Here is a 13,146-nt window from a genome sequence, read left to right as displayed (position 1 = left end):
GGATGAATTGGATCCGCCGAAAAGCGTTTTTTATCGTCGCGGAGGGTGTCGGTCTGGGCGACATCGGGGTTTTCCCAAACCCGACACGATCCACAAACCCACTCTTCGACTGGCCCAAGCCCGCTCGTCATGTTGGAGAGGTACGTTGTTTAATTGTAGCGGCGGGAGAAAGAGAGACTAACCCACCAGAAGGTTACCCGCGCGTCAGTTGAAAAAGCCCGTGAGCCCTTCCCCGCATTTTTCGCGTTCTTATCGATCACCGATAGCGGTCAGGGAGACACACCGGTTTGAAAAGCAAACCACAGAGAGGATCTGATATTTCACCTTTCCGAAGCCGACCCGCAACCAGGCGGTCGCCCTGATCGGGAATAGCTATTGGGTTGGCAGGGTGTGGGTGGTTCCGCCGTTTAAGTGGGACTCGGCACACGGAGAATAAATGGCGGCCTGGAGAACGCGCCACGGCAGGAGGGCGCATTTCTGGCGATTCGGTGTCAATCGCGGTCCAAAGTAGCGCAGCATGTCTTCTGCGCTGAAGTTTTTCACATCCTCTACGGTCTTTCCATCGAAGAGCTCTGTGAGCATCGAGGCGGCTGCCTGGCTGATACAGCAGCCTTCCCCGTCGAAGTAGATGTCCTCGATCTTTCCCCCGTTCACAATTCGCAGCTCCATCCGGACCACATCTCCGCAAAGCGGATTGCGGTCTTCATGGCAGTGCGTGCAACCCGGGCACTTCCCTCTATGGTAGGGGGATTCGTAATGTTCGAGGATGCGTTCCTGATAAATGTCGTCGTCCATAGCACGCGTTGGGATATTTTCAGTATGGATTCCACTCCCATCTACCCCATTTTAGGTGGATCCGTCCCAGGGGGCAATCGAACACCCGCATTGCCGCGGCGCTGCGATAGAATGACAGAAGGATGCCGTTATCTCGCTGATCCCTTTCAAGCCGGATCGCAGAATGGCGAGTACGGCCCACAAACGGGAAATGCCGTATTGTTGATCGACGATTCACCACATCAATCCGTATTTTATCTACGGGGTAGGAGTCGACGATGTTCCAACTCGTAAGCCCCTTCAAACCGGCGGGGGACCAACCCAAGGCTATCGCTGCCCTTTGCGAGGGTTTGCGGAAGGGAAAGCGGGCCCAGGTGCTCATGGGTGTTACCGGGTCGGGAAAGACGTTCACAATGGCGAACGTGATCCAGTTCGCCCAGCGACCGACCCTGGTCATGTCCCACAACAAGACCCTCGCCGCACAGCTTTACGCGGAGTTTAAGGAATTTTTCCCGTACAACGCCGTCCACTATTTCGTAAGTTACTACGACTACTACCAGCCGGAGGCCTACATCCCGCAACGGGACATCTACATCGAAAAGGATGCCTCCATCAACGAAGAGATTGATCGCCTTCGGCTGGCGGCGACGAGCGCGCTGATGACACGCCGGGATGTCATCATTGTGGCCAGCGTCTCTTGCATTTACGGCTTGGGATCGCCCGAGGACTACCGGAACATGATGGTCAGTGTGCAACGGGGCCAGATCGTCGATCGGGACCAGCTCCTCATGAAGTTGATCAACATCCAGTATGAACGCAACGATTTCGAGTTTCAGCCAGGGCGGTTCCGGGTCCGTGGAGATTGCGTGGAGGTCTTCCCCAGCTATGAGCAGTTTGCCTATCGAATCGAATTGTGGGGGGATGAAGTGGAGCAGATTGCTTCCATCCATCCCCTGACGGGGCAGGTGCTGCAAAAGCATGATCAGGTATTCATCTACCCGGCGAAGCACTTTGTGCTTCCGGAGTCTCGCATCCAGGCCGCGATCCAGAGTATTCGAGAGGAATTGGAGCAGCGGGTGGCCGAACTGAAAAGTCAAGGAAAGCTTCTGGAGGCGCAGAGGCTCAGCGCCAGGACCCGGTACGATCTGGAGTTATTGCAGGAGGTGGGATACTGTCCCGGAATCGAGAATTACAGTCGCCACCTGGCGGGAAGGCCGCCGGGAAGTCCACCGGAAACCCTCTTCAGCTTTTTCCCGGACGATTTTCTTCTGTTTGTGGACGAGTCCCATGTGACAGTTCCCCAAATCCGTGGGATGTACGGCGGGGATTACAGTCGCAAATTGACGCTGGTGGAGCACGGTTTTCGACTGCCCAGTGCCCTCGACAACAGGCCCCTCAAATTCGAGGAGTGGGAGCAGAAAATCAACCAGGTGATCTTCGTCTCGGCAACGCCCGGGCCGTATGAAATTGAACAGGCGGGGGGAGAGGTGGTGGAGCAGGTGATTCGGCCCACGGGATTGCTCGACCCCGAGGTGGAAATTGTTCCGGCGAAAAATCAGATTCCCCACCTCATTGCCCAGGTGCGTGAGCGGGCGGCTCAGGGGGAACGCTCCTTGGTGACCACACTCACCAAACGTCTCGCGGAAGATCTGGCGGATTATTTGACCAAGCAAAACATCAGATGCAAGTGGCTCCACAGCGAGCTCGACGCGTTTGAGCGGGTGGAACTTTTGCGCGATCTCCGAAAAGGGGAATTCGACGTGCTCGTAGGGGTGAACCTTCTGCGGGAAGGGCTCGACCTGCCGGAGGTCTCCCTTGTCGCGATTCTGGATGCCGACAAGGAGGGATTTCTGCGCAGTGAGACGTCGCTCATACAGACCATCGGGCGGTGCGCCCGAAACGTCAATGCGAAGGTTATTCTCTACGCAGATCGCATTACTGAGTCCATGCAGCGGGCAGTCGAGGAGACGCGGCGCCGTCGGAAGCTTCAGGAAGAGTACAATAAGGCCCACGGAATTACCCCGGAAACGGTGCGCAAGAACCTTCGGGCAGGCATTGAAGCCGAGGCGGAGGCTCACGCCCGGGCTAACGCCATGGTAGGACGCACAAATGAGGTGGAGTACGTCACCGAGGAATACATTGCAGAACTTGAGGCCGAGATGATGGCAGCGGCGGAGGCCCTCGAATTCGAGCGGGCGGCCGCCATTCGCGATCGGATTCAGTTACTGCGGAAACAGATTGGCAAACCGCTCGATGAGGTGCGATTGATTGCGGTCAAACGGGGACGGAAAGGGCCTCGACGAAACACGATTCATCCCTCACCGGGGATCAATATCACCGGATCCCGTCGTCGAAAACGGTGAAAGGGGGCTCTTAATTCGGTACACCTTCGGCACAAAGAACACCCCTGCAGATAGTTTGCTGCAGGGGTGGGCACATTGACTTCTGGTCTCGGGGGAGTTTCAAATCTCCCCACTCATGACAACCAGCAACTCATCGATTGTCCTGAACCATACCTTACTGTTGAGCATCGCTCCCCTGGCTGCTGGATTCACCGCTGCCCTGGGCCTGCTCGCCCGCCGGCGCCTGTTGTTCAGTGGAACTCTGCTCTCCACTACCAGTCTGTTCGGTAGAGGTGGCAGCAGGTTTCTCTGTCGGCTGAGGCGCTGCCTCCTTCTTTTGGCAACCCACGAACAAGCCGCTCAAACCCAAGACCACAAGCAAGACAGCCAAACGCTTCATGAGGTAAACCCTTTCATTAAAAGACACCTAACCCTCCTGACCTGCCCACCACCATTCGGCAGGCGTATATTGGTATGGATGCGTGTTGGCCCAAATTTATTCCAGAGAATTTTGGGACGCTACCACAGTTTCTCGGGCAATGGGCACAAAAAACCAAAAAGAGATTTGCGCCGCCTGTTTTCCTCTGGCATCTCAAACGGGATAATAGGGCCAAGGAATAATGGCGGGATTGGGCGCATCATCTGTAAGGACGAGAGTCATGGCCGAGGGTTCGGTGCCGCCTTTGATCGAGCAACTGGTGACACGGTATGCGCAGGACGTGTACCGGTATGCGTACCGGCTCACGGGCTCAGCGGCGGATGCCGAGGACCTGACTCAGGAGACCTTTTTGGCCGCGGTCAAGAACATCCATCAGCTCGCAAATCCAGAATTGGCCAGATCGTGGCTGTTGACGATCGTCCGAAATCAGTTCCTGGTCCGGCATCGCCGGAATAAGGGAATGGTCGCACACCCCCTCGGCGACCAGGCGGAAGAGATCATGGCGTTGGATTCGGGCGACGATGAGGTGGACTGCGAATTGATTCAGAATGCGCTGAACGCACTCTCCGACGATCAACGGGTCATTCTGCTGATGTTTTATTTTGAGCAAGCATCATATCGAGAGATCGCGGAGCAGCTTGGGATTCCTATTGGAACTGTCATGAGTCGCCTGTCCCGGGCAAAAGAGGCGCTGCGAAAAAAGGTACTCGCGGTGACCCGACAGGACAGTGATCATTAAGAGTCAAGGAAATTTGCCGGAAATAGTCTCAAGAAATCCACAGAAGCGCTATAATACTCGATGGATTGGGATCCGAAACAAATCTCCGATCGGGAACTGCTTGAGTGTCTGCGACCGCACCAGGGATCTCCGGAAGACCCGCTGGCGCAGGAACTCCAGAAGCGGCTGGCATCCCAACCCGAGTTGGCTTCCGTCTGGCAGGAAGTGCAACAGTGTGATGGGGATCTTGCTCGCCTGCTCCAAGCCATTCCACCGCGGCGGGGATTGGAAGAGCGGATTCTATCCCGGCTGAAAAGCGAGCTGGAAGGTATGTCTCGCACTGGGAGCGAGGGTTCCGCTACGTTGGATACCGCGGAGCCCGAAGCAGGCCATGCAGGGCGAGCGTACTGTGGAGAAGGGACGAACCCGAGGCGGCGAATGTCCCGCCGCGCTTGGGTCGCCGCCGGAGTTTCGGCCATTTGTGCCAGCGTGCTTGGGGGTGTGGGCCTGTGGCTATGGCGGAACCAAAAGCGAACGAAACCGCTATCGTCCGTCGAGATCGCCAATGAGGTGGCGCGGGTTTTCGAGCAAACGCTCGACCAGTTCGGTACCGGTCAATCGCTCAATTCAAATCCGCCACCGGCGGGAGCCCGATTCAGTCGGGAAATCCGTTTGTATCTGGGCAGCACGATTACGTGGCGGCAGGTTACCGTTATGGCGAACACGGCGGTCGTCTTTGACATCACACAGCCCAGCGGGGAACGTGGTTCGCTGTTTGTGCTCAATGTGAAATTGCCCGATTTTCCTAGTTTTCCTCCGTATTTCCCGCAACTGCAAACCAGTCGCACAAGCCTCGGCTGGTGGTGCGAGTCGGACACTGCCTATCTGCTGGCGGTTCTCGGGGGCCCACGGGTTTACCAGCGATTCTTGAAACCGCCCAGTCCGATCACATGACCCCGTAGTCCTTTTAACCCAATTGTCCCAAAAAACAGGACATCAGGGGTTCCTGTCAGCCGGAAAGGCTCCAGGCACTTCGGCGCTTTGTTGAGCCGGATTTTCGTAAAACCGCGGGCTGATTTAATTGGAGACGTTATGACCGCGTCCCCACCCTGCTGATGGGGGCGTGGTCAAGATGGCGCGAGCCTCAGGTGCCGTAAACGAGGGTATTTGGTGACGGCAATCAGGTTTGAACGGCCTGCCAGCCGTATGTCACGTATTGATATTTCACGGAGCCATCAGGACTGAGATCGAAGACGCCATATCCTTCGGGAAACCCTTTGTTTGCCCCTTTCCACCATCGACCGGAAACGGCGCCGTCACACACATACTTGACACCGCGGTACTCGACCTCGTCAACCATGTGAATATGTCCGGAAAGTGCCAAACGTACATTGTGCTGGGGGAGCAGTAACGAAACCCTTTGTGCACCTTTGCACAGGCTGGCCGCCCCGATGCGGAACTGGTAGTCCTGTACGGCATCTGGCAGGACGGTCACAGTCACGAATGGAATATGGCTCACGATAACGCCGGGCATGTTGGCCGGTTTCTTCTGAAGTTGCTCTTCCAGCCACTCCCATTGTTCGGGGTCAAGTCCTCCTTCATAGAGGAGTTTTTCTGACGGTTGGACGCTGTCGAGCACGAAGAATCGCCAGCCTTTGTGGTCAAATGTGTAATACGTTTTCTCGTAGCCGAAAACCTCGCAGAACATCTTTTTTCCGTACCGAGGCGTTTCTGGTGTCACCCCGTGCTTTTTGCCCCATCCAAACACGTCGTGATTGCCGATACAGTGGTGAACCGGCAGGTTTGTGTTATCGCGCAGCACCCGAGTGAAAAGATCGAAAAGGAGCGTCGTCCGCCGGACGTCTTGTTCCAACGCATCCATCACCAGATCGCCTCCGGTAAGGATAAAGTCCGGAGCCGGGTCCAATTGGGCGACGTGCCGCAAACACGCCGCCATACCTTCAGCGGCTTTCAGTTCGGGCTGCACATGAATGTCGGTCAGATGGACAAAACGAAATGTCCCCGGGTTTGATGCCTCCTGCACAGACGCCGTTGTGCTGACAGCCCTGCCCGCGAACAGAGCTCCGAAAGCGGCACCCAGTCCTCGCAACAAATCACGACGTGAGATGGAAACCATGGGCGTGGAACCTCCCAAGCATGAAGTGACAGCGTACTCAAACCGAGTTTTTTCCACGTGCCGGATCGTTCCGGCGTCGGACCGGTTGAATTTTAGGCGGATCGGAGGAATCGAAAAGACCGGCGAGCGAAGTTAAAGAAAAGTTAACAAAAGGGGATCATGCCACACAAGAAAGCTGGTGGGATCGATGCGGCAGGCAAGACGACTGGCCGCCGCGGCGGCGCCGCAAGCTTGTCCTGTTATCCCAAAAGTTTCACGCGGGCCAGCACTTCCTGATGCGTCCACGGATCCTGACGGTCCAGCGGCAAAATCAGATATCCGGCTTTCTCAGCCGAACAGTCGAGTATGATCTGCACGTTGTTGGGTGCCGCGTATCCTTCCGGACAGGGCTCGTGACCGTGAATGAGAACGTTGGCGTGAAGGAGTCGCGCGAAGGCTGCGGCGTTTTCCTCTCGATAGTCACGTCCCCAAACCAAACGGAAGACGCTGCGGTGCTCGAGAAACTCCAGAATGTCCAAGGGGCGATGGAAAACGCTCACGTCGAACCCCTGCCTGTCCACGTTTTCAGGGAGGCTGTGAGTCACCACCACACCTCCTGGTATAACAACTCCCAGGGGACAGGTCTGGATAAATTCGATGTAGGCCTGGCGGACCCGATCGGCAGCCGGGCCATACACATGCTGAATACCCAGCCTGAATAAAAAATTGAGCATTTGTTTGTTCTTCTGGATGGGGTAATCAGTCATTTCGGCAAGCTCGTGGTTGCCGAGAATGAAATGGACTCGATCGGGGTACTGGGTTTTCAATTTGGCCACGTCTTCCAGCACAGTGTGCGACATACAGCCGCCGTCGGGATACGTTAAGCCCCCATGGCACACTTCCTGGATGACGAGATGTCGGCCAGGATTCTTGTCCAGAGCGGCGATTCGCCGGATGAGATTGAAGTTGCGTCGATGGCCGTGCAAATCGCCGGTAATCATGACGTCGGTGCCATCTTGCGACGTCAGCATGATGAGATTGCCCTGACGGCTGGGTGTCTCCAGATTAGCCTGTGCCGCTCTTTTGCATGTGTTGATGATTTGCTCGATGTATTCGAAGGTAGCAATCATCCGCGACGTTCTCCGTGGTCTTGGCTGTTCAGGACATGACCCCTCACGCCCGCGCCCCTTTCCGATCATTATCTCCCGGGTCAGGTTACGCGAAAAGACAGACGCTTTTCGCCCTTCCCCGTGCAATGGGCTTTGGGCTTCAGCATTTGAGCAGGCCCGCTGTGACGAGGAAAAGGAGCTCTCCCTCGCCCGGCTTGGGTTGCTCTTTAAATTCGATGGCTGCCACGGAACCCTTGGCGCAGTCGAATTTTCCCCCGCCGACGAGCCGGCTGATCAGTTCGCCGACATCGGGAGCATGGCCGACCAGGGCGATATTCTGTTTCGGATCGGACGCGTGCTTTTGCAGCCAGTTCATCAATTCGTCGAAACTGCCTTGCGGAGACAAGGCCGGTACCGCCTCCACGCACACCGTTTCCCGGGTAGCGGACATGAGGATTTCGGCCGTCTCCACGCATCGCAAATAAGGGCTGGTGCCGATCAACCTTATGTTAAGGCCCCTTTTGACGAGTCGTCGGGCAAAGCGGCGAAAGCGACGCCTTCCTTCCTCGGTGAGGGGCCTCTGGCTATCATCAGGCCAGCGTGAGCTGTCAGGTTTTTCCGCCCATGCGTGTCGAATGACGTAAACGATCATGGATGTCTCCCCTCTCGACAATGCTGATCAATCCGCATACCACCCTGACGGTTCGTAGATAAATTTTGACCCACCGGAGGGCCCGGCCCAGGCGGGACACTTTTGTGCATTATAACGGCTTTTTCGAAGGCCCGAGGGATCACCCGTACGCAGCCAGGCCAAAGAAGAGATTTTTCTTGAGCCAGCGGTACAGCCACGTGTCCTCAGGAATTTCAGCCTCGGGCAGGTGATGACTGGGACGCGGTTGAAGCTGGCCGAGTTCATGATATGCATCCCGGCCGCTCGTATCCCGGGCGCCGTGATCTCTCAGGAATTGGATCAGTTCCTGGGGGTGCTCAAGAATGACGCACCCGCGAGTATGGGAGTGGACAAATGGGCGGAAATCTTTGAGGAGACTGTTTTGCTGGATCGTTTGGACAAGGTCGCCATTGTTGTCGCGGATGGTTGCTGTGGCAAAGGAAAGCGGCGGACATAACTCGATATCTCCGGCAGGTCCAATGTGATAACCCAAGCCTGCTGCCGCCGGGCAGACAGCGCGTCCCGCAGCGTCCCAATAGGTGTCAATCAGGATGATCGGACTTTCTTTCCGCAGCGCGAGTAAACGCCTGCGAACCGCAGCGATCTGCTCACGGCTCAGGGCCAGTTCGGGTGTGGGCGTGGGTCCGACTGGTCGGTAGATGTAGTACCACAAATAGATGGCCCCCTGCGAATCCGCCCAGCGAACGAAATCTCGGCTCAACACGTCTTCCCAGTTGGTCGAGGTCAATGTTGTGGCGATGCCAAATAAGACCCGATGCTCCTTGAGCAACTTCATGCCGTGGACAACTTGCTCAAACACTCCCTCCCCCCGACGAAAATCGTTCGCCGGCTGAAAACCGTCCACGCTGATAAGGAGAGTGGCGTTTCCCACGCGAGCGATCTGCTGGACGCTCTCCTCCGAAATGAGCGTACCGTTGGTGATGATCTGAAAATAGCAGTCCGGGTTGGTGTCCAAGATCGTGACAAGATCCTTGTAAAGAAACGGTTCTCCCCCCAACAAAATGAAGAACCGGTTCCCCTGAGTTTTGGCTGAATTGATAAGCGAGGTGACATCCTCCACCGTTAGCTGCCGAGGTTTCCCCTGGCTGCTGATCCAGCATCCCCGACACTGGAGATTACAGGCATCGGTCAGGGCGATGAAGAAAAAAGGCGGAAAGAATTCCCCTTTGGCCTGCCTTTCCCGGAATTTCCGCAGCGCAGCAATACCGGGTACGAGCCACAATCGCCAGGCGTTGTACAGATTGCGGGGAGAAACTCTCGTCATTGCCCGAAATAACAAACGCGGAAGTATCATGGCCCCACTTCCTTGTATCAAGCGGCGTGGGATGTCATCGCGAACTGTCTGTCAACCGGCAGACGTCACATCTCTGCCGATTATAATACGCTCAATCGGCGTGTATGGAACGCTGTGCGGTGAAGGCTGGATTTGTTTGTACGGGGCCCAGGGGAGGTGTCGTGGTGCTTCTTGGGTCAGCCGGAGAGTGACAAAAGCCGCGTGCCCACGGGTAACTGTGCGAATTCGGGATGGTTATGAGTGACGCGTTGACGGTGGCTCGGATCGAACGCGCTCTCCAGTCTGTCTGGGATCTCTTGCTCGCCAGGCGCTCGCTAGATGGGTTTTGGCGCGGGCATCTGTGTTCTTCTCCGCTGGCCACCGCCACGGCTGTTTCCGCCCTGGCAGCTTACAGGCAAAACGCGTCCCAAAAGACGATCTCGGTTGCGGACACGGCCAGCCTCGACAAAGCTATTTCTACGGGTATCGAGTACCTCAAGAAAACCCAGCAAAAAGATGGAGGGTGGGGGGATACGGAGCGTTCCCGATCCAATATCGCGACAACCTATCTTGCCACAGCCGCTATCCATTTGGCGGGCCAGGCAGAATACTGCCGGGAAGTTCTCGCGGCGGCTCAAGCGTATCTCAAGTCTCAGGGTGAATTACAGGGGCTGAGGGATCGCTACGGGGCTGACCAGACGTTCGTCGCTCCGATCCTCACCAACTGTGCGATTGCCGGGATTTTCCCCTGGGAAAAGGTGCCTCAACTTCCCTTCGAACTGGCTGCGTTTCCCCGCGCCTTGTACCGCTTCCTCAGAATGCCGGTTGTCAGCTATGCGATTCCCGCCCTGGTCGCTGTGGGCCTGGCACGCCACAAAAAGTGTCCAAGCTCTTTTCCGCCTGTTCGGTTGATTCGCGACGCGGTTCAATCGCGGTGTCTCCAGGTGGCCTCGAGTATGCAGCCAGGCAGTGGGGGCTATCTCGAGGCGATTCCCCTCACGTCATTTGTGGCGATGTGCCTGATCACGGCGGGGCTGGCGGAACACCCGATTGCAGCCAGAGCGCTGGAGTTCCTGCTTCGCAATCAGCGGGAAGACGGGAGCTGGCCCGTCGATGTTGACCTTGCAACATGGCTGACCACACTCACGATGAACGCGGTTCACGCCGCTCAACTTGGAAAAACGACCTCGAATGGTCAGTTTCTGCCTTTAGTCTCCCTGGAATGGCTTGCGCGGTGTCAATGGCTGGAGATTCACCCGTTCACCGGGGCTGCACCGGGAGGCTGGGGTTGGACTGACCAGACGGGCGCAGTGCCGGACGCTGACGATACTGCCGGTGCCCTGTTGGCGCTGGCCAATATCTGGCCACACGTCAGCGTCCGAGAGAGGGCCCGCCTTTGGCCACACGTCATTTTGGGGTTGCAGTGGCTGCTGGACTTACAGAACCGGGACGGGGGCTGGCCCACCTTCTGCCGCGGTTGGGGGCGCTTTCCGTTTGATCGCAGTGCTGTCGATCTGACAGCCCATGCCATGCGGGCACTCCACGGTTGGAGTAAAATCTTGAAGTCCCTGGACGCCGGGGCGGAGGAATTTCAATCTCTGGATTTTTCCGATCGCTTCGCACCGCCGCTCCGCCGCTTCATTGAGCGGCTTTGGAAAAGGCGAGTCGTCTTCAGAGAACGGTTGGTGCGGGCGCTGAACAAGGGGATGCGGTTCCTGGTGAATTGTCAAACTGAGGAAGGCTTTTGGTTACCTCTCTGGTTTGGAAACGAGTGGCTTCCGGGCGAGGCTAATCCCGTTTACGGCACTGCCAGGTGCTTACTTGCTTTTGCAGACATGGATGCCCACAATACGGATTGCTGGAGGCGGGCCATCCAATGGTTGACCGGCAATCAGAATCCCGATGGAAGTTGGGGTTGGGGGTTCTGGACCGACGATTTGCCTCCACCAGGCCAGGTGGCTTACCGGGATCATTCCGGCTCCATAGAGGAAACAGCCCTGGCGGTTGCGGCACTCTCCGCCCTCCCGGATGCAGGCGCATTGGAGACGCGAATCCGAGGAGCGATGTGGCTTGTGCAAGCCGTGGAAGAAGGAAAGGTGGCTCAGGCGACCCCGATCGGCCTGTACTTTGCCCGGCTTTGGTACTTTGAAGAACTGTATCCGCTCATTTTTACGGTCGAGGCACTGGGACGGTACTTGCGGTCGGCAACGGGTCACTAGCCAGTTGAGGAGACACACATTTTTTTAAGGACGACATGACGGTCCTTGCTCAGCTCCGAAATCATTTCCGGTAAACCGAGGCACGAATGGCAGACCGCGACGATGTGGCAAATGCCCGAATCGAATCAGCAGCTCACCAAAATTCCTCGACCATCAAACTTGTCCCAGCGGACAGGCGGGTGCGGGAGCTGATCCGCCGAGAAGCAATCAGGGAAGCGGGCACTTTCGATCATTCGCTGCCACTTACGCGGTCGCGCCTTGAGAAAGCCGCTGAGTCCTTGCTGAAGCGGCTCCATTTGCCCCGAGGCTATCTCGGATGGACCATGGTGGCCATTGGCTCGGCCTTTTGGCAGCCGCAAGTGATGAATATCCCTTACGAGAGACGGCTCTTGCTGCTTCCTCATTGTATGCGGAACGCCAGCCTGTGCGCGGCTTCTTATTCGCGGGAAGGCCTGGCGTGCCTCGGTTGCGGGGGATGCAGCCTGGGCTGGCTTGGGGAGATCGCTCGCGCAAAAGGATACCGAATTCTCATTGCTGAGGGATCACCCGTTGTGATGCGATTGATCCTCAGCGGTGAAGCCGACGCCCTTTTGGGGGTAGCCTGTCTCAATTCTTTGGAACGTTCTCTCGAACGCGTTTTGATGGCGGGTATCCCCTGCATGGCCGTCCCGTTGTTGGTCGATCGTTGTCAGGACACGGCCACCGACGAGGACTGGATTGTCGAGATGATCGAAACGCCATATGTCCCGCGCACTGCCGTCGGGCGATCCTATCTGCCACTCATGCGCCTTGCCGTGCAGATCGTTCGGGACAATGCGGAGGAACTCCTCCCGCGGCAACTAGCGGCAGCTAGTGCGGGAAATACCGCTGAAGACCCTCTGAGTGTCACCGAGGACATCGGCTACGGCTATCTCAAAGAGGGGGGTAAGTATTATCGTCCATTCATCACGCTGGGAGTGTATGACGCCATCGTGGGCGGGAGGTTGACAAGGCTATCGGGCCATGCACAACCGGAGGTCCCGGCCTACGTGCAGAGGATCGCCCTGGCGGTAGAAATTTTCCACAAGGCTTCTTTAATCCATGATGACATCGAGGACGGCGACCGCTATCGCTATGGACGAACGACGCTCCACGAGCGATGGGGTATACCCATCGCATTGAATGTGGGCGATTATCTGGTTGGGCTGGGCTACTCGGCCATCGCATCGAGCGGGGCGTCCGCGGAACTGGCGGCCGACCTGGTCCGAATATTTTCTCAGGCCCATGTGGAACTCTGTTCTGGACAGGGTGCAGAACTGTGGCTGGCTCGCAACCCGTTGGAGCCGGTTCGCATCCCCCAGATTCTCCGCATCTACGCTATGAAGACGGGCCCGGCGTTCGAAGTCTCTGTCCTGGCTGGTCTGCGGCTGGCTGGCCCGCTGCCCGAGTGGGTTCCGCAAATTCGCAAATTCGCGCATGCATTTGG

11 protein-coding genes are annotated in these 13,146 nt (G+C 57.0%); 5 read left to right on the top strand and 6 right to left on the bottom strand.

Annotated features, from left to right (window positions below):
- Positions 1–372: 372 nt before the first annotated feature.
- The gene (locus tag H5U08_RS02150) at positions 373–795 is read right to left on the bottom strand and encodes an iron-sulfur cluster assembly scaffold protein (RefSeq protein ID WP_297029639.1); all 423 of its coding nucleotides are present in this window, start codon (positions 793–795) and stop codon (positions 373–375) included.
- A 257-nt stretch (positions 796–1,052) separates the two neighbouring features.
- Between H5U08_RS02150 and uvrB the strand changes: the two genes are divergently transcribed.
- Positions 1,053–3,137, top strand: a complete 2,085-nt coding sequence (gene uvrB / locus H5U08_RS02145; protein ID WP_297029638.1) for an excinuclease ABC subunit UvrB — start codon at positions 1,053–1,055, stop codon at positions 3,135–3,137.
- A gap of 154 nt (positions 3,138–3,291) precedes the next feature.
- On the opposite strand, the gene H5U08_RS02140 is transcribed toward uvrB, so the two are convergent.
- Positions 3,292–3,543, bottom strand: coding sequence for a hypothetical protein (locus tag H5U08_RS02140; RefSeq protein ID WP_297029637.1), 252 nt, complete (start codon positions 3,541–3,543; stop codon positions 3,292–3,294).
- Between the two features lie 232 nt (positions 3,544–3,775).
- On the opposite strand from H5U08_RS02140, the gene H5U08_RS02135 reads away from it, so the two are divergent.
- Together H5U08_RS02135 and H5U08_RS02130 are read left to right on the top strand one after the other, a co-directional pair.
- Positions 3,776–4,294 carry a sigma-70 family RNA polymerase sigma factor gene (locus H5U08_RS02135; protein WP_297029635.1) on the top strand — a complete coding sequence of 173 codons (519 nt, stop codon included), beginning with the start codon at positions 3,776–3,778 and terminating at the stop codon, positions 4,292–4,294.
- Between the two features lie 60 nt (positions 4,295–4,354).
- On the top strand, positions 4,355–5,227 hold the full coding sequence (locus H5U08_RS02130) for a hypothetical protein (RefSeq protein WP_297029633.1): 873 nt from the start codon (positions 4,355–4,357) through the stop codon (positions 5,225–5,227).
- 226 nt (positions 5,228–5,453) lie between these two features.
- Here H5U08_RS02130 and H5U08_RS02125 read toward each other — a convergent pair whose 3' ends face one another.
- The 4 genes from H5U08_RS02125 to H5U08_RS02110 all read right to left on the bottom strand — a co-directional run bounded on the left by H5U08_RS02125 (position 5,454) and on the right by H5U08_RS02110 (position 9,483).
- On the bottom strand, positions 5,454–6,410 hold the full coding sequence (locus H5U08_RS02125; RefSeq protein WP_297029631.1) for a metallophosphoesterase: 957 nt from the start codon (positions 6,408–6,410) through the stop codon (positions 5,454–5,456).
- Between the two features lie 239 nt (positions 6,411–6,649).
- The gene (locus tag H5U08_RS02120; RefSeq protein WP_297029629.1) at positions 6,650–7,519 is read right to left on the bottom strand and encodes a metallophosphoesterase; all 870 of its coding nucleotides are present in this window, start codon (positions 7,517–7,519) and stop codon (positions 6,650–6,652) included.
- 139 nt (positions 7,520–7,658) lie between these two features.
- Positions 7,659–8,150, bottom strand: a complete 492-nt coding sequence (gene sixA / locus H5U08_RS02115) for a phosphohistidine phosphatase SixA (protein WP_297029627.1) — start codon at positions 8,148–8,150, stop codon at positions 7,659–7,661.
- Between the two features lie 139 nt (positions 8,151–8,289).
- Positions 8,290–9,483, bottom strand: a complete 1,194-nt coding sequence (locus tag H5U08_RS02110; RefSeq protein WP_297029625.1) for a radical SAM protein — start codon at positions 9,481–9,483, stop codon at positions 8,290–8,292.
- A 236-nt stretch (positions 9,484–9,719) separates the two neighbouring features.
- Here H5U08_RS02110 and H5U08_RS02105 point away from each other — a divergent pair, with 236 nt between their 5' ends.
- Together H5U08_RS02105 and H5U08_RS02100 are read left to right on the top strand one after the other, a co-directional pair.
- Positions 9,720–11,681 carry a prenyltransferase/squalene oxidase repeat-containing protein gene (locus H5U08_RS02105; RefSeq protein WP_297029623.1) on the top strand — a complete coding sequence of 654 codons (1,962 nt, stop codon included), beginning with the start codon at positions 9,720–9,722 and terminating at the stop codon, positions 11,679–11,681.
- A gap of 86 nt (positions 11,682–11,767) precedes the next feature.
- Positions 11,768–13,146, top strand: a 1,379-nt coding sequence (locus tag H5U08_RS02100; RefSeq protein ID WP_297029621.1) for a DUF116 domain-containing protein, incomplete at its 3' end; no start/stop codon positions are given.

The sequence above is a fragment of the Thermogutta sp. genome, assembly GCF_014359955.1.
Classification (GTDB): Bacteria; Planctomycetota; Planctomycetia; order Pirellulales; family Thermoguttaceae; genus Thermogutta.
Note: the sequence above shows the minus strand (reverse complement) of the source record. Positions and strands in the feature narration are given on the sequence as shown.